Consider the following 19,013-nt stretch of genomic DNA (forward strand, 5'->3'; position numbering starts at 1 on the left):
TTGTCGATAGCGACAGCAATCCAATCTTCGAAGCGTTGAACCTCGATAATGCCTTTGTCGACACCACCATCAGCGATGAAACTGATCCAGGTCCAGAAGATACGGTTACCGTGACCATGACCGGTCCAGCGAATGTCGTGGAGGGTGACACCACCACAGACTACACCGTGACACTGAGCGATCCGGCTCCTGTGGGTAGCATTGTCACGCTCGCTTATAGCTATACTACTGCATCGGGTGATGACATCACCGAAACCACCCAAGCGATTATTGGTGCCGATGGCGTAACCGCCACATTTACCATCGATACCGTGGACGATGTGTATGCCGAAGGCGATGAAGTGTTCCGCGTCAGCGTGTCGGGTATTGTCGATAGCGACAGCAATCCTATCTTCGAAGCGTTGAACCTCGATAATGCGTTCGTCGACACCACCATCAGTGATGAAACGGATCCGGGTCCGGAAGATACGGTCACCGTCACCATGACCGGTCCAGCGAATGTCGTAGAAGGTGACACCACCACAGACTACACCGTGACACTGAGCGATCCGGCGCCAGTCGGTAGCATCGTGACTTTAGCTTATAGCTACACTACTGCATCGGGTGATGATATCACCGAAACCGCCCAAGCGATTATTGGTGCCGATGGCGTAACCGCCACATTTACCATCGATACCGTGGACGATGTGTATGCCGAAGGCGATGAAGTGTTCCGCGTCAGCGTGTCGGGTATTGTCGATAGCGACAGCAATCCTATCTTCGAAGCGTTGAACCTCGATAATGCGTTCGTCGACACCACCATCAGTGATGAAACGGATCCGGGTCCGGAAGATACGGTCACCGTCACCATGACCGGTCCAGCGAATGTCGTAGAAGGTGACACCACCACAGACTACACCGTGACACTGAGCGATCCGGCGCCAGTCGGTAGCATCGTGACTTTAGCTTATAGCTACACTACTGCATCGGGTGATGATATCACCGAAACCGCCCAAGCGATTATTGGTGCCGATGGTGTGACCGCCACGTTTACCATCGATACGGTGGACGATGTTTATGCCGAAGGCGATGAAGTATTCCGTGTCAGCGTGTCGGGTATTGTTGATAGCGACAGCAATCCAATCTTCGAAGCGTTGAACCTCGATAATGCGTTCGTCGACACCACCATCAGTGATGAGACGGATCCAGGTCCGGAAGATACGGTCACCGTCACCATGACAGGTCCAGCGAATGTTGTAGAAGGCGATACCACCACAGACTACACCGTGACACTGAGCGATCCGGCGCCAGTCGGTAGCATCGTGACCTTAGCTTACAGCTACACCACTGCATCCGGTGATGACATCACCGAAACCACCCAAGCGATTATTGGGGCGGATGGTCTTAGTGCGACGTTTACCATTGACACTGTCGATGATTCCGATGACGAGCCGGATGAAGTCTATCGAGTTAGTGTGGCTAGTATTGTCGATGGTGACGACAATCCTATTTTCGAGGCGCTTGACCTCACTAATGCGTATGTTGATACGACCATCATCGATAATGATGAGCCGAATACGCCACCAATCGCTCGTGATTTCATCATTTCCCTCAATGTCCAAGAAGGCATTTTCCCTGTTCAGGATGTAGAGTTCGATGGGCTAACTAGCACCAATGAACAACGAGTTGAAGACATTGAAGATGATGCAGTTGCGGCCAATGATGGTGATATTCTAATACAGGTTGTTGACCTCCCTGAACACGGAGAGTTGTATTATGTGGATGGTAATGGTCAGGAAGTCATTATAGATGAAACCACTCAGTTCCCTGAAAACACAGAGGTTAAGTACCGTTTGACTGATGACTTCTTTGAAGAACAGAGCTTTGACTCAGCAGACCTTCTTGAAGACCAAGGTAAAGATATCTTGGTTGATTCCTATACTCCTCCTAACTCGAACTTAACGTTCACTGGAGGTCAGATAATTACTGTTGGTAACAGTATCATCTTTGATTCCGACGCTCAGATCTCAGTCGATTTTGCTAATCAACAAGTAGGGTTAGTTGTTGTTTCTCCGAATGAAACGGGACAGGGTGATGAAATCAGTACTGGTGAATATATTACGTTAGAGTTAGATGAAGATTTATCTGCAAACGAAGCGAAACTGAATTTGGCCAGTCTGAATGACCGTTTCAACAATGGTGGTGCATGGTTAACAGCATACATCTTCCTGAATGGTGCTCTTGTTGATGTTCAGCAGTTTTATTCAACGGATATTAACTATACCAGTAACCATGAAGGATCCATCACAGTTTCATTAGCGAATGGTAGTTTTGATGAAATCCGACTAACACCAGAGACAGATAGTTCGAGTAATAAAGCGAGCTTTACCTTAGTTGGGACTGAAATTACCAGTTTTACTGACGTTAACGATGACTTTACCTATCAAGCTATCGACACTGATGGTGCAATTAGTAACGAAGCAACGGTAGCGGTTGAATTCGAGAACGTCACTGTAGATGCTGTCACGGCGCTAGGTTATCAAACCATGGCATTAAATTCTGAGCTGAATCTCATCATGGGTACAGATGGAGACGATATTCTGGTTGGTACCGACGGTAATGACATGATCATCGGTGGTTTAGGCAATGATATCTTAACGGGCGGTGAAGGTGATGACGTCTTCAAGTGGACAGAAATGCAGTCCGCAACTGATACCGTGACGGATTTCAGTGATGGTGATCAGCTTGATTTTACCGATGTATTTGATGATATGACGGGTACTGACATTTCCACATTGCTTGATGATCTTGGTTCTGGAGACTACCGAGGACGCGTAGATGATATAACCGTAGAAGTGACTGAAAGTGGAGGTAACTCGACATTGACGATTAATAAAGATGGTCAACAGTTAGAAGTTAATTTCGATGGCGCATCGGCCGCAGATATCGCCAACAGCTTAATCAGTAATCTCGAACAGTTGAGAGAATAAGAAAAACGGAGCGAAAGCTCCGTTTTTTATATCGTTCCGATAATCGCCAAAGAGCGATTAAAGCACTTTACAAGCAAAGCCTTTTAGGTAGAAACCTTCTGGGTATGCCGTATCGGTTGGGTGATCTGCGGCTTGTTCAAAGCGCTCAACAAATTTCACTTGGCGGTTTGCGTCTACCGCTGCGTCAGCAATGATTTTTTGGAACAAAACTTGGTCCATTAAGCCAGAGCAAGAGTAGGTCAGTAGCGTGCCACCAGGTTTTAGAATTTGCATCGCCAACATATTGATGTCTTTGTAACCACGACATGCGCCATTTAGTTGCGCTTTGCTTTCTGCAAACTTAGGTGGATCCATGATAACCACATCAAACTGAGTACCTTGGTCACGGTATTCACGAAGCAGTTTAAATACATCTGCGTTTAAGAAAACAGCGCGCTTTTTCGAGATATCAAACTCGTTCAGCTCTGCATTGTATTTTGCTGTGTCCAATGCTGGCTGAGATACATCCGCATTAATTACGCGTTTTGCGCCGCCTTTCAGTGCGTAAAGACCAAAGCCACCCGTGTAAGAGAAGCAGTTCAGTACTTCTTTATCTTTAACGTACTTCATCGCTTGTTGACGACTGTCACGCTGGTCTAGGTAGAAGCCTGTTTTATGTCCACCTACAATGTCGACACTGATTTTCACGCCGTTTTCTTCGATGACGACAGATTTTGGAGGCTCTTCACCGTGCAATACGCCAGTGGTCTCTTTCAAACCTTCTTTCTTACGTACTGCTACGTCAGAGCGTTCGTAGACATTGCAATCAGAGAAGCATTCAACCAATGCATCTACAATCGCTTGCTTGTTGTATTCTGCGCCTGCGCTGAGCAATTGACATACGAAGAAGTTTTGGTAGCGGTCAATCGTCACGCCCGGCAAGCCGTCAGATTCAGCGGCGATGAGTCGGTAACCCGTTAAACCATCACGTTCAATCACGTCTTCACGAAGAAGTTGAGCATTTTGAAAACGCTTCACGAAAAACGCTTTGTTGATTTCTTCTTTTTCAAAACTCCAAATACGAGCGCGGATTTGAGATTCTGGAGAATATGCCGCTTTTGCTAGCCATTTACCGTCGTGAGTGAACACATCAACTGTTTCGCCAAGAGCGGGTTCGCCCTCAACTTTACCGATGCCTCGAGAGAAGATCCAAGGGTGCTTGCGCTTAACCGATTTCTCACGACCTTTAACCAAATAGATAGCAGCTGTCATTTCATTTGCTCTTGTTGAATTTTGAAAGGGGCGTATTGTCCGGGATGTTGAGGGCAAAAGCAATATCCCTCAACAATCCAGTCATTTACTAAACGGTAGGTATCGTTAGTCATTATCGTCGGCATAGCTGTTAGCAGGCATAAAAAAGGGCCACTTGCGTGGCCCTGATAAACTGATATTTGCTTATGCTCTCAAACCTGTGAGGAGAGATTCCATCGTATCGCTTTGCTTACGCAACTGTTCGACGTTTTGCGAGGTCGTGCTGATCATATTGCACACATTATCTGCTTGAACTCGGATTTCTTCGACACTTGCGGCGATGTTATCTGCAACGACACCTTGTTCCTCAGCCGCAGTCGCAATTTGAATACTGCTGTCTGAGATGGTTTGGTTTTTATCGGCAAGCGAGCCAATCTCTTGGTTTACTTCTGCCATCAGGTTTTGACCTTCGTTGGCATTGTTTACCGTAACTTCCATGAGTTTGGTGAGGGATTGGCTGTTACGCTGTAACGATTCAATCATCGCTTGGATTTCAACAGTTGCTTGCTGAGTACGGCCTGCAAGAGCACGGACTTCATCAGCAACAACCGCAAAGCCACGACCTTGTTCACCTGCACGAGCCGCTTCAATTGCAGCGTTCAAGGCGAGTAGGTTAGTTTGCTCAGAGATGCCGTTGATTGTTGTCACGACTTCATCAATTTGCGCTGCATTTGCATCTAGCTCTTCAACCGCTTGAGAAGCAGATTGAATCTCATTCGACAGATTTGAAATCGAGTGAAGCGTGTTTTCGACTTTCACTTGGCCTGATTGAGCCACACTACGTGCATCATCCGTCTGTGTGCTTGAGTCGTGAGCCAGTGTCGCAACTTCACGAATCGTTGAAGCCATCTGCTCCGTTGCACTTGCAAGAGAGTTGAGGTGTTCTTGTTGCGTCGCAGAAATTTCAGAACTGTGGTGAATCGATTGATTCAAGTCCGAGCTGATTTGCTGCATAAGAGCGACAGACTCTTGGATGGATTGAACCATTTTTTGTTCACGCTCCGCGACTTTATCAATCGTGATGGCGATTTCACTGAACTCATCACGAACAGGGAAGAAATTCATCCGCGCGGTTAGGTCGCCATCAGCAAGCGTGTTTAGCGCCTTGTTCATGGTGAACATTGCGCCACCGATGAACGTCATGATGTAGTAAACACCTAACGCGAGAACAAACAAGCTCACGCAGATGATGCTCACTTGAGTCATTGATAGGGCAGTCCACAGAGAAAGCTCATGATTCGCAACCAAACTGAATGCGCCATTCAATACCGATACAGATTGCGGTCCTGTACCAATAGAGACTGTCTCTGAACCCGCAATAAGATTTGCTACTTGAGCTTGAGAAAGATTACCAGCCTCTATCAACCCTTTCATGAGCATCAACTCTTCCTGATACATACCTGAGATCAGAGAATTAGCCGCGCTATTGAGGACGAGAGTAAGAATGACTAGAGCAAGAAGAGGGAGAATGAAGAGCAAGTAGAACTTTTCTTGAATCTTTAAGTGAATGAGATACTTATCAATCCAGCGGAAAGGAATTTCTTTCATAATTATTATAACCATACGAAAACCCACTATCCTTAGTGGGGTGAATAAGACAAAACGAATATATCACTCAATAATCAGATGCGGTACAAAGATGAACGTAAAGTGTGAGAGATTTATAGTTAAAGGTCACGTTCAAGGGGTTGGCTTTCGTTACCATACTTCGCACCAAGGTTTAAAGCTTGGTTTAACGGGCTACGCGAAGAACTTGAACAATGGCGATGTAGAAGTGATGGCTTGTGGGCCTAAAGAGAAAATTGACCAGTTTTGTGAATGGTTACAAGAAGGTCCGCGGACGGCGACAGTAGAAAGCGTTACGCGAGAGAGCGTATCGTACAAACCATTCCGCGGATTTAAAATTCTATAATATTACAGGCACTTAGCTGGTTTAGGTAAACCTGCTAGCTTTGTTGCTTGTTTTGCTGGGCCTTTTTTGAACAGCTTGAACAAATATTTGCTGTTGCCTTTTTCTGGGCCGTGCGCCTTTTCCATTGCTTTGACAAGCATTCGCACTGCTGGAGAGGTATTAAACTCTTCATAAAAGTCGCGCACAAAATGCACAACTTCTAAATGAGCATCAGTAAGTTCGATGTCTTCTTCTTTTGCTAAAAGCTCAATCATGCCTTCTTCCCACTGAGTATGATCCAGTAGGTAGCCTTGAGCATCAGTTTCAATTTCTTTGCCGTTGTAAACGAACATAACGTCTTATCCGTTAAGTGAACATGGATGTTTATAGATTAGCGCACACGTTAGGAAGTTCTCAACAAAAGAATCCTGAAGTCGTACTGAGCGAAGCAAAAGCATACAAAGTAGCAGGGCTTTAATGGATGCTGATGATGTGTCCAAAACTCACTACTATGCAGAAAAATAATAAATTATTCAGCTTGTTAAAAAGTTTACCGGGGTAATACCAAGACATTTGCATTTGTATTCGGGTTTATTCATTTTCATTATCGTTTTTTGATAGTCAGCTGTCTAATTAATGAAATTTTGTTTAAGGATGAGTCGGTTACGACGTTGTGTTTATTCCTTTGGGTCGATATTCTCTGGGTTTGATAACCGACCTGTGCTCAGGTTAGAAACAAAACTCATGACAAGGAGTCAGTCATGTCGACACAACGTTACATTGAGATTAATGACAACGTAAAATCCACTTGGTCTATTGAGCGTATTTGGAAGCTTGCAGAATCCTTACCCGTAGAAGAAATTTCCATTGATGACATTAAAGGTCCGAATGAGGTGACCTGGTTTAGTGATGAAGGGCCGCAGCCAACCTGTCGTGAAATCGCGAAACATTGCCAACGTATCAACAATGCCGATGTATCGTATCCCGTGATCTTAACTAGTGACTACCGAGTCTTTGATGGTATGCACCGAATCGCCAAACAAATCATGTTAGGAGAGGAAACGATCAAAGTGAGACGCTTTAGAGAAAATCCAGAAGCAGACGAAGTTATCGAGTTGTCTGTAGAGCAGGTGTAATACGGTGTAATACACTGATTTACACACAAAGAAAAAGCCCGAAGGAATTACCTTCGGGCTTTTTGATTCTACTTAACGAGAAACGATTAATCGTCGTTCATGATGCCTAGAATGCTTAGTAGGCTAGTGAACAAGTTAAGGATGTTTAGGTACATCGAAATTGTTGCACTGATGTAGTTTGTTTCTTCGCCACGAACGATACGACTTGTATCGAATAGGATGAAACCAGAGAACACGAGTGCAGAAACACTGCTGATTACTAGGTGAGCCATTGTTGAACCAACGAAGATGTTAATCAGCGCTGCAACGATCACAATGATCAAACCAGCCATCAGGAAGTTGCGCATGAAAGAGAAATCTTTCTTGCTTGAAATGGTGTAAGCCGATAGGCCAAGGAACACCATACCAGTCAAACCTAGCGCTTGAGCAATGATAGTAGGACCGTTTGGAATTGATGCGTAGTAGTTAAGCATTGGACCTAAAGCACCACCCATTAGAGTCGTGAAAACGAATGTCCAAACGATACCAGATGATGAGTTGATTGCCTTTGGCATAACAAAGAACAAAATACCAATCGCGGCAAGCTGCATCACAATCGCCATGATTGGTGAAATTTGCATTGCCATAGTCGCGACTGCTGCGATAGCACTTGTCATCAGTGTCATCGACAATAGGAAGTAAGTGTTTTTCAGTACTTTGTTAGTTTCAAGTGTATTAGGAACACTTGTTGAACGAGTAAACATTGGACTGTTCATAATTATCCTCAATAAGGGAGTTTACTATTGGTACATTTATGGGGCTGAAAGTTCAAAAAATCAAGCCCTTTCCATGCATATCCTAGATAAAATGATAATGGAAATAAGATGTTATGTATTTGGCAACTTGTAACACAATATTACCACCAAGAATTTTTGCGTTGGTGCTCACAACGATTGGTGATGTAAATGACAAAAAGCACTGACTTCATTCGAAATCAGTGCTTTTAAAGCGTTATCTGCGTTGATGATTAATGATGCAGGATTTGCGCTAAGAAGTTTTGCGTGCGATCCGATTGAGGATTCTCAAAGAAGTCGACCGGGTTGTTCTCTTCTATGATTTCTCCTGCGTCCATAAATATCACGCGATCGGCGACTTCTTTAGCAAAGCCCATTTCATGGGTTACACACAGCATGGTCATGCCTTCTTCCGCCAATTCGACCATAACGTCCAACACTTCACGCACCATTTCAGGGTCGAGCGCGGAGGTTGGCTCATCAAACAGCATGACTTTAGGACTCATACACAATGAGCGGGCAATCGCTACACGCTGTTGCTGACCACCAGATAACTGACCTGGGTATTTATCGGCTTGGTCTGGGATTTTAACGCGTTTGAGATATTTCATCGCAACCGCTTCCGCTTCCTCTTTCGGCATCTTTTTCACCCAAATAGGCGCAAGTGTACAGTTTTCCAGGACCGTTAAGTGTGGAAAGAGGTTAAAGTGTTGGAAGCACATTCCAACTTCACGTCGCACGGCTTCGATGTTTTTCAAGTCTTCCGTAAGCTCTGTCCCAGAAACAAAAATGCTGCCTGCTTGATGTTCTTCAAGGCGATTGATACAGCGAATCATGGTCGATTTCCCTGAACCTGAAGGGCCACAGATAACGATTTTTTCGCCTTTCTTTACATTTAAGTTGATGTTTTTTAGTACGTGAAACTCACCATACCATTTGTTCATGTCCTTCAACTGGATCATATAGTCTTGTTGTTGCGTCATAATACGTCCTTGATCTTGATGAGTTATCGTTTGTGACCGGTATGAAGTTTGTTTTCGAGCCATATTGAGTAACGTGACATACCAAAACAAAATACCCAGAACACTAACGCGACAAATACATAACTTTCGGTAGCAAAGCCGAGCCATTCGGGGTCGGTGTTTGCTGCTTGTCCAATACCGAGTACATCGAACATACCGATGATCAGTACCAGACTGGTGTCTTTAAATAGGCCAATGAATGTGTTTACGATGGAAGGAATCGTGATCTTGAGTGCCTGTGGCAAAATGATCAGGCCTGTTTTCTTCCAATAACTCAAACCTAACGCATCGGCAGCTTCATATTGTCCTTTTGGAATGGCTTGCAAACCACCTCGTACCACTTCTGCCATGTAAGCTGCACTGAACATGACCACACCAATTAAGGCACGAATAAGTTTATCCGTTTCGGAACCTTCAGCTAAGAACAGTGGTAACATAACGGACGCCATGAATAGTACGGTAATCAGTGGAACGCCACGCCATACTTCAATGTAAATCGTACAGATGCTGCGTATGATGGGCATATCAGAGCGTCGACCTAGAGCAAGTGCGACACCGATCGGTAATGAAACTACAATACCAACAAGTGCGATGATCAATGTGACCAACAATCCGCCCCATTTGTGCGTTTCAACCACTTCCAAGCCAAACACGCCACCGTAGAGAAGCGCAGCAACGATAAACGGATAGATGTTGACAAAGAACAGCCAAATCCATAAACGTTTTGGTGTTTTTTCATAGGCAAGAAGCACAGTGAAAATCGCGAGCGTGATGTAAAACAGGCGAGGGCGCCAAAGTTCTGCTTCTGGGTAAAAGCCGTACATGAACTGCTCCCAGCGAACACTGATGAACACCCAGCATGCACCTTCTCGGTTACAGTCATCACGCGTTGAGCCTATCCAGTCAGCATTAATGAATGCCCAATCGACAATGTGCCAAAGCGCATTAAAAACGATATAAGCAAGAATAAGCGTGACAATGGAGTTGACTGGGCCATTAAACAAATTCTTGCGTAACCACCCAACCACGCCGACGGTATTTGATGGTGGCGGGAGATCGGGCTGAAATTGATGTGTACTCATATTATCTCTCCACCAGCGCAACTTTGCGGTTGTACAAGTTCATCAACGCAGACGTGAGCAAGCTCAACGTTAGATAAACGCCCATTGTCATCGCGATGATCTCAATGGCTTGTCCTGTCTGATTCAAGGTTGTACCAGCAAACACAGAAACCAGATCCGGATAACCAATTGCCATTGCCAACGAAGAGTTTTTCGTTAGGTTCAAGTATTGGCTTGTAAGTGGAGGAATGATGATTCTCAAAGCTTGAGGGATAACAACCAGCTTGAGCGTTTTCGCACGAGGCAAACCAAGTGACATCGCGGCCTCTGTTTGACCATGACTCACCGCGTTGATACCGGAGCGTACGATTTCCGCAATAAAGGCTGCGGTGTAAACACTTAACGCCAATAACAAAGCTGCCAGCTCAGGAATGATGCTGATCCCACCTTTGAAGTTGAAACCTTTCAGCTCTGGGTATTCCAGAGAGATTGGCATACCGGAAACGAAGTAAACCAGCAGAGGCAAGCCAACAAGAAGCCCTAAACCAATTCGTCCCATCGGGGTTTGTTGGCCTGTTAGGCGTTGTTTGTTTCTAGCCCAAATAGAGATAGAGAGCGTTGCGACAAGCCCGATAACAAACGCAGCAATTACAACACCACTGCCTTCATTAAACACAGGCGCAGGAAAATAAAGCCCACGCACGTTTAAGAAGATAGCTTCGCCAAGGCTCAAACTCTGTCTTGCGGATGGTAATGCTTGCAGTACTGCGAAATACCAGAAAAAGATTTGCAGAAGAAGGGGGATATTTCGAAACGTCTCAATGTAAACCGCAGCTAAACGGCTAACCAACCAGTTTGTTGAGAGACGCGCTACACCCATCGTAAAACCAATCGTGGTGGCGAGAATAATACCAAGCACAGAGACTAATGCTGTATTCAAAAGACCCACGATAAACGTTCTGCCGTAAGAATACGTTTCGTTATACTCAATGAGAGTTAACCCGATACCAAAACCAGCTTCTTGGTTCAGGAAACCAAAGCCTGTTGCGATGCCCCGAGCATCGAGGTTATTTAACGCATTGTTGATGATGGTATAAAAGAAAAATACCAGTGCAGCTATAGCAATGATCTGGAAAATAGCAGAACGAAAGGCAGGATTATAAATCAAGCTCTTGCTTCCGCTCGGTTTGGACATCGTACTTGGCGATGTATCTTTAGTCGGTTTCATACAGCGATAACCTCAAACCTTAGTTATAGATATCACTCTGTATAAATAAGTGGTTGTCCCTAAAGGCTTAGCCTAGTGTTAGCTTGCAATAGATTTGTAGCGCGAGTTACTCGCCCAAACCCATATCATACTGACCAAGGCTTATTCCAGCCAATGAGCGATCCTTACTCATCCAGATTGATATATTCAAGAAAAAGGGCGGCATGAACCGCCCTGATTAACTCGTTTCTAACGGATTGGTGGCGCGTACATGAAGCCGCCGGCATTCCAAAGTGCGTTAACACCACGAGCGATCTCTAAAGGCGAACCTTTACCGACTGTGCGCTCAAAGCTTTCGCCGTAGTTACCCACTTGTTTGACGACTTGGTAACCCCAATCATCACGAATGCCAAGGCCTTTACCTTTCGGACCATCAACACCCAAAATACGTTTGATGTTTGGATCTTGAGATTTCAACATCTCATCCGCATTCTTAGAGGTAATGCCGTATTCTTCCGCATTCACCATTGCTGCTAACGTCCACTTAGCGATGTTGAACCACTGATCGTCGCCTTGACGAACCACAGGGCCAAGTGGCTCTTTAGAAATGATTTCAGGAAGAACCGCTGCAGAAGAAGGATCTTTCAGATTCAAACGAAGTGCGTACAGACCCGATTGGTCAGTCGTTAGCACGTCACAGCGTCCGGCATCGAAACCTTTTGAGGTTTGCGCCGCCGTATCAAACACCACAGGTTTGTACGACATACCACTGTTGCGGAAGTAATCCGCTAAATTGAGTTCGGTTGTTGTACCTGACTGTACGCAAACTGACGCACCATCAAGCTCTTTAGCGCTAGAAATGCCAAGATCTTTCTTGACCATGAAACCTTGACCGTCATAGTAGTTAACGCCAACAAAGTTTAGACCAAGCGCAGTATCTCGGTGTAGTGTCCAGGTAGTGTTACGAGAAAGCACATCGATTTCACCCGATTGAAGTGCAGTGAAACGTTCTTTCGCGGTTAGGGGTACATATTTAACTTTCGTTTTATCCCCAAGAACGGCTGCAGCCAGTGCTTGGCAATATTCTACGTCGATACCTTCCCATTCACCTTTTGAGTTAGGGTTTGAGAAACCAGGTAGACCGGTACTTACGCCACAAGTAAGGAAACCTTGTTTTGTGACTTTGTCCAGAGTCGTGTCTGCTGCTTGTGCTGATGTCGCCATCATGGCAGTAGAAGCCGCTACGACGGAAGCAAGAATTGTTAGTTTGTTTGCCATTTGTATCCTTCCTGTATGATCCATGTTTAATCAGGAGTGACCTGAAATAACTTGTCCAATTTATTAGTATTTATTGTCCTACGTGGTTGATTTTCGAAGAAACGGCAATCGATAAATCAACCAGTTATAAGCGTAGGAAAGGATCTGTTAATTCTCAAATATATAATTTAAATAGAGTTTTGAGAGAACTTCCAAAGCTCCTTGAGAATTAGAATGACGAAATGTTAATTGTTTGTAAATAGTGCAAAACTCGGTCAATTTGGTGCATCAGAACAATCAATAGAAGAGTGAATAAAATGAGAGAATAAAAAGTTGTTATTAAATCTATCATTAGCCTAGCTCGACTGAGTTACGCAAAAATTTGAACAAAAATTATTTGTGATGTCGAAACAGGGTGATGTGTTTGCCCCATTTTTGGTAGCATGAGTAGCAATAGCAAATAAGAGTAATCATGGATTGAAATGCGATATTTTCCTCTGTTCTTAGATTTAGTGAATAAACCAGTACTTGTTGTTGGTGGTGGAGAAGTGGCGAGCCGTAAAGTGGAAGCGCTACTCAAGGCTGGGGCGAATGTCACCATTGTTTCTCCAACTTTGGTTGAGTTTTTATCAAGGCTTGCCGATGAGCACCAAATCCATTGGGTACAGCGCTTTTATTCAAGTGACCTTGTCACAAAACGTTTTGTGCAAGTGTGGGCCACCACTGATAACCCAGAGTTGAATCACCAGGTGTATAAAAATGCCAAAGAGCTTGGCATTTTGGTCAACGTCGTAGACGACAAACCGTACTGTGACTTCATCACACCTTCAATGATCAACCGTGGCAGAATCCAGATTGCAATTTCAAGTGGTGGAGCGTCTCCGGTACTGATTCGCAATATTCGTGAAAAGCTTGAAGCGATTCTTCCTCAGAACATGGGCTTGATGGCCGAGTTTGCCAACTCGAAACGTAATTCGATCAAAGAAGCGTTACCAAGTGTCGATTTACGCCGTAAGTTCTGGGAGCAATTTTTCTCTAACCCTGATGTTGAAAACGCGCGTAATAACCGCGAGCTTGAAACGATCTATCAGGCAACGATGGCAAACCCATTGGATGAGAAGGGCAGCTGTACTTGGATTCATCTCGGAAAAGACGTCGAAATGCTGCCAATCAAAGCTGTTCGCTACATGCAGCAAGCCGAACTCGCGCTGTATTCGACTAAGTGTGAATCAGACGCAATGGAGCTGGTAAGAAGAGATGCCGAACGTGAGGCCTTTTCAAATGCGGCAGAACTGTCTGATAAGTTAGCCAAAGCGAAAAAAGACAACTTACGCGTGTGCGTGTTCATTCCTCAAGGCACAAGCGAATTCATGTTGCTGCAAGGGCAAGATCTTGTGATTTAGTTTGTGGCGCTTTAGCAAAAACAACGCTCTCCCAAATACTGACAATAAAAAAAGCGCCGACGAAAAATACGTCGGCGCTTTTATTTTGCTTCTTCTAACTGGTATGGAATACCAATTAGCAAAACATATTAATCACGGAAGTTGTTAAACTGGAACGGTTGGCCTAGCTCCGCTTCACGGATTGCTGCGATAGTTGCTTGCAGGTCATCACGTTTCTTACCAGTTACACGTACTTTGTCGCCCTGGATAGACGCTTGTACTTTTAGCTTCGCATCTTTGATTAGCTTAACCAGTTTTTTCGCTGTCGGTGTATCGATACCTTGGCGGAACAGGATGTTTTGATGCCAGTTTTTACCCGTTACTTCTGGGTTTTGAGCGTCCATTGCATTTGCATCAACATTACGTTTTGCCAAGTGGCCACGTAGGATGTCGCGCATTTGCTTAAGCTGGAAGTCACCTTCCGCAGACACTTTTACGTTTTCTTCTACTAGCTCAAAGCTCGCATTTACGTTGCGGAAATCGAAACGAGTAGACAGTTCACGGTTAGCGTTATCAACGGCGTTACGTAGTTCAACGGTATCGATTTCTGAAACAATATCAAACGATGGCATGAAGATTCCTTGATTATCTTGTTATATGGATGAATTACTTAGTGGATTTTACAGCTTCTGCCAGCATATCTAGCATCGTTACTGTATCGTCCCAACCTAAACAAGGGTCAGTAATTGATTGACCGTAAGTTAGGTTGTTAATGTCAGTCATTGGCTGGTTGCCTTCCATAATGAAGCTTTCCGCCATGATACCCGCAATGCGAGTGCTGCCTGACTTAATTTGAGTACAAATGTCACTTGCAACATCAAGCTGTTTTCGGTGCTGCTTCTGACAGTTTGCATGGCTGAAGTCTACAATAAGACGCTCAGGTAAACCAAACTCAGCAAGTGAATCACACGCTTGCTTCACAGACGCTTCGTCAAAGTTTGGACCTTTTTCGCCGCCACGCAAAATAATATGACCGAATGGGTTGCCACTTGTGCGGTACACCGTCATACGACCATTCTTATCTGGCGAGTAGAAGTAGTGTGAAGCTTGAGAGGCACGAATCGCATCAATCGCGATTTTCACATTACCGTTTGTGCCATTTTTAAAGCCAACAGGGCAAGATAGCGCTGATGCCATTTCACGGTGAATTTGAGATTCTGTCGTACGTGCGCCAATTGCGCCCCAAGTGATCAAATCCGCAATGTATTGGCCAGTGATCATATCAAGAAACTCAGTAGCAGTCGCAAGACCAAGCTTGTTGATATCCAGTAGCAGTTTACGAGCTTTGTGAAGGCCAGCTTCAAGCGCGTAAGAACCGTCTAGGTTAGGGTCGGTGATAAGACCTTTCCAACCAACTACTGTACGAGGCTTTTCAAAGTAAGTACGCATAACGATAAATAGCTCGTCTTTGTACTTATCTTGGATTTCACTCAGGCGTTTCGCGTAATCAATTGCGGCTTCAGTATCGTGAACAGAACATGGACCAACGATAGCAAGAAGGCGATCGTCTTCACCTGTTAAAATGTTTTCAATCTGACGACGAGATTGAGCGATGCGATCTGCAACGTCATCCGTGATCGGATGTACACTACCTAGCTCCGCTGGGGTAGGCATTGGACCCAAAGGTTGGGTTCTCAATTCATCTGTTTTTATAGGCATGTTATAGCTTTATTCTCTATTGCGAAGGGGTAAAGATAACGGAATTACAGGCAGGAATAAACCGTTTCACGGGAATCTTCCCCAGGAAATACCGAATTGTATACAAAGGTGTTGGTATTCATTTAAATGACTTATGTATAAATGACAAAACTTGATCATTAAATCAATATATATACATTTGAATTTATAACCTTTTCTTCTATCTCACCTTCGGTCAAGCGAGTTTAGTGCGACGAACCTCATGCTTCTCTATTCGAGCGAGGTGACGCTGTCACTGAAAGTATGCTCAATAACTGTCTAGATCTAGCTTTTGTTAACATTTCTTTGACATCCATTTCGTTCGTTGATTAACTGGTCAGAGTAGTTTGGTAAGGAGACCAACATGTTATCAGCAGTACGTCGCGCAAATTTGTATCTCAATCTCTTTGGATTTTCGAAAGTGCCTCTGATTTGGCTGTGTCACCCAAAAATTATCGCCATTGATAGTAAGCACGTTGAAGTGCGCATTCCACTTCGACGACGAACAAAGAATCACCTAAACAGTATGTATTTTGGTGCATTAGCCGTTGGTGCTGATGTGGCTGGTGGTTTTCTTGCGATGAGCAAAGCTCAGGAAAAAGGCGAGGCGATTTCTTTAGCATTTAAAGGAGTGAAAGCGGAGTTTTTAAAACGTCCAGAAGCGGATGTTCATTTCGTTTGTAATGACGGCCATGTCATTGATGAGATGCTAGACCATACCATTGCTACTGGAGAACGTGTTAATCGTGATGTGAAGATCATCGCACTGTGTCCGAGCCTACATGGGCAGGAGCCGATGGCAGAGTTTGCGCTTACTCTATCCATAAAAAAAGCAGCTCAACATACAAAGAAGGCTGCTTAATAGTTTGAATCCGTTTTTTAATTGAGCTCGATTTTCTCGATAGAGACTATTTTCGAGCGGTTTAGCACGACTTTCCAACGGTAGTAAACGGGCGCATCAGTGTGGTTGTCTTCTTTGACGATCACATTGAGTAAATGACGTTTCTCTACAGACTCTTTGGTCACTTGCCCTTCATTTAGACGATAAACGCGGTTTGAGCTCTTATCCATTAGGCGGATGATCGGGCGCAAACTGATGTTCAACGTTTCTCGAGTCTGTTCGTAACCACTTAAAAAGAGCGACGTCGCCATTTCTGTTTTTTCATGGTAGTGAAGAATTTGTTCTTCTCTTTGAACGACGCGTTTTTTTCGAATCTGTTGAATCTTGTCTGGCAAGCTCGATAGCGTTTTATAATCAAGCCATTCTAATTTTTTACCGACGACTTTCTTCGTCGTCGGGTCGATGTACTTTTTACGCCACTTAGGTTTGCCTTTACGAATCCAACGCCACATTGCATCACGCAGATCATCTTTAAAAATTTCGCGTAAAGCATAGATAAAAGACATCGCTATAATGAAAGATGCAGAGATCTCGCCAAGGTAGTCTCGGGCTAGAATAACGGTCGATGTCACTACGACCATAACCAAGCCCGTCGCAATCCCTTTAATCGCTCGCTTGATGTTGTTACCCATGGAGATAGTTTGCTCACGCAAAACAATAGGGTGTTCAATCAGACGTCTTAACAAACGCATTTTGTTTGAAAGACGCGTCACGTCTTCAACCACGCGTGGAGAGTTGTATTTGTTTAGCTTGCGATGCGCTTGTTCTTTCTCACACAGAGTAATCAAACGCTGTTTAATGGTGCTGTAATCGCCTTCTCGAGGAAGATGAGCAACGAGAGACAAAAACTTTTGCTCGGTATACCACGACAAATAGTTATCAATATTAACGTAGTAACGCTTTAAGTTTTCTTCATAAGGGATAGAGCGTCTCAAGCGTTTTAAGATCTCAAGCGTCAACTCAATGACTTCGTCCACTTCATCTTCTGTAACGGAGTTGCTCTCGTGCTTATTTAAACTCGCCACTGCTTTATCTAATGCGATAACGTACTGGTAGGCGAATAAACTCAAACTTACGCGGTATTGCTGATTAGAAAGACGTCCGCGCTTCGCTAATCGGCTGTGAACAAGCGGCAATAGAATTTCTGTACTGTAATAAGCACGTTGCTGAGTGATAGAAGTGTAATAAAATTCGGATTCACTGATGATGTCGGCGTTTAAACCAAGCTCACCAGGCACAAAGAAGTAAATATCTAGGTCGACACTTTTGCTTTCTGCGAGCGCGTGGCTAATTTTTAATGTTACTGAGTCTTGTTTATCGACGGTGACCAAAGAAAGCTCCTGACTTTGCTAAAGCACTCTAGCCTTACGTAATGTAGTTGAGCGTGTAAGGTCGAGATTGCTAAGAGAGTGACTGGGGCAAATAGCCGAGCAGACAGCATAACAGAGAGGTTTGCTTTTCTCTCTGATTTTCTTGTTAGTTTAGGTATAATTCCGTGTAAATTTTAAGAGAGACAATATCAATGATTAAAATTGGTCAAATTAACAGCTTAGAAGTCATTAAAAAGGCTGATTTTGGCGTATTTCTGGATGGTGACGATTACGGCTCTGTTCTGCTGCCTAACAAACATGTACCTGAAGGCACTGAACTTGGCGATCACATCGAAGTATTTTTGTACTTTGACTCAGAAAGCCAACTTGCTGCGACCATTGACAAGCCAATCGCTCAAGTAGGCGAGTGGGGCTTGATGAAAATCGAAGGCATCAATCAAACGGGTGCATTCGTAAACTGGGGCATTAAAGAGAAAGACCTTCTTATCCCATTTAGTGAGCAACGAGCTCGCTTTACTGCGGGTCAAAACATTCTGGTTTATGTTTACACCGATAAAGCGTCGGGACGTATTGTTGGTACGACGAAGTTCAACAAGTGGCTTGATAAAACGCCAGCAAACTACGAAGTAAACGAAGAAGTTGATCTGATTATCGCAGAACGCAGCCAACTTGGTTACAAAGCGATTGTAAACGGCAAACACTGGGGCATGATTTTCCCTTCTGATGTATTTGGTAAGCTGTTTATCGGTAAAAAACTGAAAGGTTACATCAAGCAAATCCGTGAAGATGGCAAAATTGACTTATCTCTACAAAAAGTCGGCGTGGCGAAGATGGATGATCTTTCAAGCAAGATTATTGATCTCTTGGAGAAGAAGGGCGGTTTCCTTCCTCTGAACGATAAGTCTTCGCCAGAAGCGATTTTTGATGCTTTCCGTACAAGTAAAGGCACGTACAAAAAGACCATCGGCGGTTTGTACAAACAAGGGAAGATTGTTATTGAGAAAGACGGTATTCGTCTCGCTTAACTTATCTGCTTAAACGCTAGAAAGCAGCCAA

The 19,013-nt window shown here is 44.3% G+C and carries 16 protein-coding genes and 1 pseudogene; 6 read left to right on the forward strand and 11 right to left on the reverse strand.

Annotated features, from left to right (window positions below; all coding sequences use genetic code 11):
* A pseudogene (locus tag NL646_RS05215) lies at positions 1 to 2,969 on the forward strand (Calx-beta domain-containing protein); the annotation flags it as partial.
* Positions 2,970 to 3,026: 57 nt separating this feature from the next.
* Here the strand turns inward: NL646_RS05215 and NL646_RS05220 are convergent.
* Both NL646_RS05220 and NL646_RS05225 read right to left on the reverse strand, forming a co-directional pair.
* Positions 3,027 to 4,220, reverse strand: a complete 1,194-nt coding sequence (locus NL646_RS05220) for a class I SAM-dependent methyltransferase (protein WP_023667224.1) — start codon at positions 4,218 to 4,220, stop codon at positions 3,027 to 3,029.
* Between the two features lie 183 nt (positions 4,221 to 4,403).
* Complete coding sequence (locus tag NL646_RS05225; RefSeq protein WP_005490568.1) at positions 4,404 to 5,807, reverse strand: methyl-accepting chemotaxis protein; 1,404 nt, start codon at positions 5,805 to 5,807, stop codon at positions 4,404 to 4,406.
* Between the two features lie 91 nt (positions 5,808 to 5,898).
* On the opposite strand from NL646_RS05225, the gene yccX reads away from it, so the two are divergent.
* Entirely contained in the window at positions 5,899 to 6,171 is a 273-nt protein-coding gene (gene yccX, locus NL646_RS05230; protein WP_005486991.1) for an acylphosphatase, read from the forward strand.
* Between the two features lie 2 nt (positions 6,172 to 6,173).
* Here the strand turns inward: yccX and NL646_RS05235 are convergent, their stop codons facing one another.
* Positions 6,174 to 6,503: a TusE/DsrC/DsvC family sulfur relay protein gene (locus tag NL646_RS05235; RefSeq protein ID WP_005377396.1), complete on the reverse strand. Its 330-nt coding sequence runs from the start codon at positions 6,501 to 6,503 to the stop codon at positions 6,174 to 6,176.
* Positions 6,504 to 6,911: 408 nt separating this feature from the next.
* Between NL646_RS05235 and NL646_RS05240 the strand changes: the two genes are divergently transcribed.
* On the forward strand, positions 6,912 to 7,286 hold the full coding sequence (locus tag NL646_RS05240) for a hypothetical protein (protein WP_015296770.1): 375 nt from the start codon (positions 6,912 to 6,914) through the stop codon (positions 7,284 to 7,286).
* Between the two features lie 86 nt (positions 7,287 to 7,372).
* On the opposite strand, the gene NL646_RS05245 is transcribed toward NL646_RS05240, so the two are convergent.
* The 5 genes from NL646_RS05245 to NL646_RS05265 all read right to left on the reverse strand — a co-directional run bounded on the left by NL646_RS05245 (position 7,373) and on the right by NL646_RS05265 (position 12,627).
* Positions 7,373 to 8,041: a Bax inhibitor-1/YccA family protein gene (locus tag NL646_RS05245; RefSeq protein WP_005494926.1), complete on the reverse strand. Its 669-nt coding sequence runs from the start codon at positions 8,039 to 8,041 to the stop codon at positions 7,373 to 7,375.
* Positions 8,042 to 8,292: 251 nt separating this feature from the next.
* Positions 8,293 to 9,042, reverse strand: coding sequence for an amino acid ABC transporter ATP-binding protein (locus tag NL646_RS05250; protein WP_005457131.1), 750 nt, complete (start codon positions 9,040 to 9,042; stop codon positions 8,293 to 8,295).
* 23 nt (positions 9,043 to 9,065) lie between these two features.
* On the reverse strand, positions 9,066 to 10,163 hold the full coding sequence (locus NL646_RS05255) for an amino acid ABC transporter permease (protein ID WP_015296768.1): 1,098 nt from the start codon (positions 10,161 to 10,163) through the stop codon (positions 9,066 to 9,068).
* A 1-nt stretch (position 10,164) separates the two neighbouring features.
* Positions 10,165 to 11,370 (reverse strand): amino acid ABC transporter permease, encoded by a 1,206-nt coding sequence (locus NL646_RS05260; RefSeq protein ID WP_253663941.1) that lies wholly within the window; start codon positions 11,368 to 11,370, stop codon positions 10,165 to 10,167.
* 228 nt (positions 11,371 to 11,598) lie between these two features.
* A complete protein-coding gene (locus NL646_RS05265) occupies positions 11,599 to 12,627 on the reverse strand; it encodes an amino acid ABC transporter substrate-binding protein (RefSeq protein WP_005457119.1) in 1,029 nt (342 codons plus the stop codon).
* A 461-nt stretch (positions 12,628 to 13,088) separates the two neighbouring features.
* Here NL646_RS05265 and NL646_RS05270 point away from each other — a divergent pair, with 461 nt between their 5' ends.
* Entirely contained in the window at positions 13,089 to 14,009 is a 921-nt protein-coding gene (locus tag NL646_RS05270; protein ID WP_015296766.1) for a bifunctional precorrin-2 dehydrogenase/sirohydrochlorin ferrochelatase, read from the forward strand.
* 128 nt (positions 14,010 to 14,137) lie between these two features.
* Here the strand turns inward: NL646_RS05270 and NL646_RS05275 are convergent, their stop codons facing one another.
* A complete protein-coding gene (locus tag NL646_RS05275; RefSeq protein WP_005457116.1) occupies positions 14,138 to 14,620 on the reverse strand; it encodes a YajQ family cyclic di-GMP-binding protein in 483 nt (160 codons plus the stop codon).
* A 34-nt stretch (positions 14,621 to 14,654) separates the two neighbouring features.
* Entirely contained in the window at positions 14,655 to 15,707 is a 1,053-nt protein-coding gene (locus tag NL646_RS05280; protein WP_005457114.1) for a 3-deoxy-7-phosphoheptulonate synthase, read from the reverse strand.
* Positions 15,708 to 16,089: 382 nt separating this feature from the next.
* On the opposite strand from NL646_RS05280, the gene NL646_RS05285 reads away from it, so the two are divergent.
* Positions 16,090 to 16,587 (forward strand): DUF4442 domain-containing protein, encoded by a 498-nt coding sequence (locus tag NL646_RS05285; RefSeq protein ID WP_005457113.1) that lies wholly within the window; start codon positions 16,090 to 16,092, stop codon positions 16,585 to 16,587.
* Positions 16,588 to 16,604: 17 nt separating this feature from the next.
* Here the strand turns inward: NL646_RS05285 and NL646_RS05290 are convergent, their stop codons facing one another.
* Entirely contained in the window at positions 16,605 to 17,957 is a 1,353-nt protein-coding gene (locus NL646_RS05290; RefSeq protein WP_005457111.1) for a hypothetical protein, read from the reverse strand.
* A gap of 191 nt (positions 17,958 to 18,148) precedes the next feature.
* On the opposite strand from NL646_RS05290, the gene NL646_RS05295 reads away from it, so the two are divergent.
* Positions 18,149 to 18,982: a S1 RNA-binding domain-containing protein gene (locus tag NL646_RS05295; RefSeq protein WP_005494938.1), complete on the forward strand. Its 834-nt coding sequence runs from the start codon at positions 18,149 to 18,151 to the stop codon at positions 18,980 to 18,982.
* The last annotated feature ends 31 nt before the right edge of the window (positions 18,983 to 19,013 follow it).

Source organism: Vibrio sp. Y20_XG_PY13, assembly GCF_024181925.1.
GTDB classification, from domain to species: domain Bacteria; phylum Pseudomonadota; class Gammaproteobacteria; order Enterobacterales; family Vibrionaceae; genus Vibrio; species Vibrio parahaemolyticus.

Excerpts from the sequence above, each read along its gene's own strand:
- NL646_RS05280 (WP_005457114.1), bottom strand. The coding sequence starts at position 15,707 with ATGCCTATAAAAACAGATGAATTGAGAACCCAACCTTTGGGTCCAATG.
- NL646_RS05240 (WP_015296770.1), top strand. The coding sequence starts at position 6,912 with ATGTCGACACAACGTTACATTGAGATTAATGACAACGTAAAATCCACT.
- NL646_RS05255 (WP_015296768.1), bottom strand. The coding sequence starts at position 10,163 with ATGAGTACACATCAATTTCAGCCCGATCTCCCGCCACCATCAAATACC.
- yccX (WP_005486991.1), top strand. The coding sequence starts at position 5,899 with ATGAACGTAAAGTGTGAGAGATTTATAGTTAAAGGTCACGTTCAAGGG.
- NL646_RS05275 (WP_005457116.1), bottom strand. The coding sequence starts at position 14,620 with ATGCCATCGTTTGATATTGTTTCAGAAATCGATACCGTTGAACTACGT.
- NL646_RS05245 (WP_005494926.1), bottom strand. The coding sequence starts at position 8,041 with ATGAACAGTCCAATGTTTACTCGTTCAACAAGTGTTCCTAATACACTT.
- NL646_RS05225 (WP_005490568.1), bottom strand. The coding sequence starts at position 5,807 with ATGAAAGAAATTCCTTTCCGCTGGATTGATAAGTATCTCATTCACTTA.
- NL646_RS05295 (WP_005494938.1), top strand. The coding sequence starts at position 18,149 with ATGATTAAAATTGGTCAAATTAACAGCTTAGAAGTCATTAAAAAGGCT.
- NL646_RS05260 (WP_253663941.1), bottom strand. The coding sequence starts at position 11,370 with ATGAAACCGACTAAAGATACATCGCCAAGTACGATGTCCAAACCGAGC.
- NL646_RS05235 (WP_005377396.1), bottom strand. The coding sequence starts at position 6,503 with ATGTTCGTTTACAACGGCAAAGAAATTGAAACTGATGCTCAAGGCTAC.
- NL646_RS05250 (WP_005457131.1), bottom strand. The coding sequence starts at position 9,042 with ATGACGCAACAACAAGACTATATGATCCAGTTGAAGGACATGAACAAA.
- NL646_RS05285 (WP_005457113.1), top strand. The coding sequence starts at position 16,090 with ATGTTATCAGCAGTACGTCGCGCAAATTTGTATCTCAATCTCTTTGGA.
- NL646_RS05270 (WP_015296766.1), top strand. The coding sequence starts at position 13,089 with ATGCGATATTTTCCTCTGTTCTTAGATTTAGTGAATAAACCAGTACTT.
- NL646_RS05220 (WP_023667224.1), bottom strand. The coding sequence starts at position 4,220 with ATGACAGCTGCTATCTATTTGGTTAAAGGTCGTGAGAAATCGGTTAAG.
- NL646_RS05265 (WP_005457119.1), bottom strand. The coding sequence starts at position 12,627 with ATGGCAAACAAACTAACAATTCTTGCTTCCGTCGTAGCGGCTTCTACT.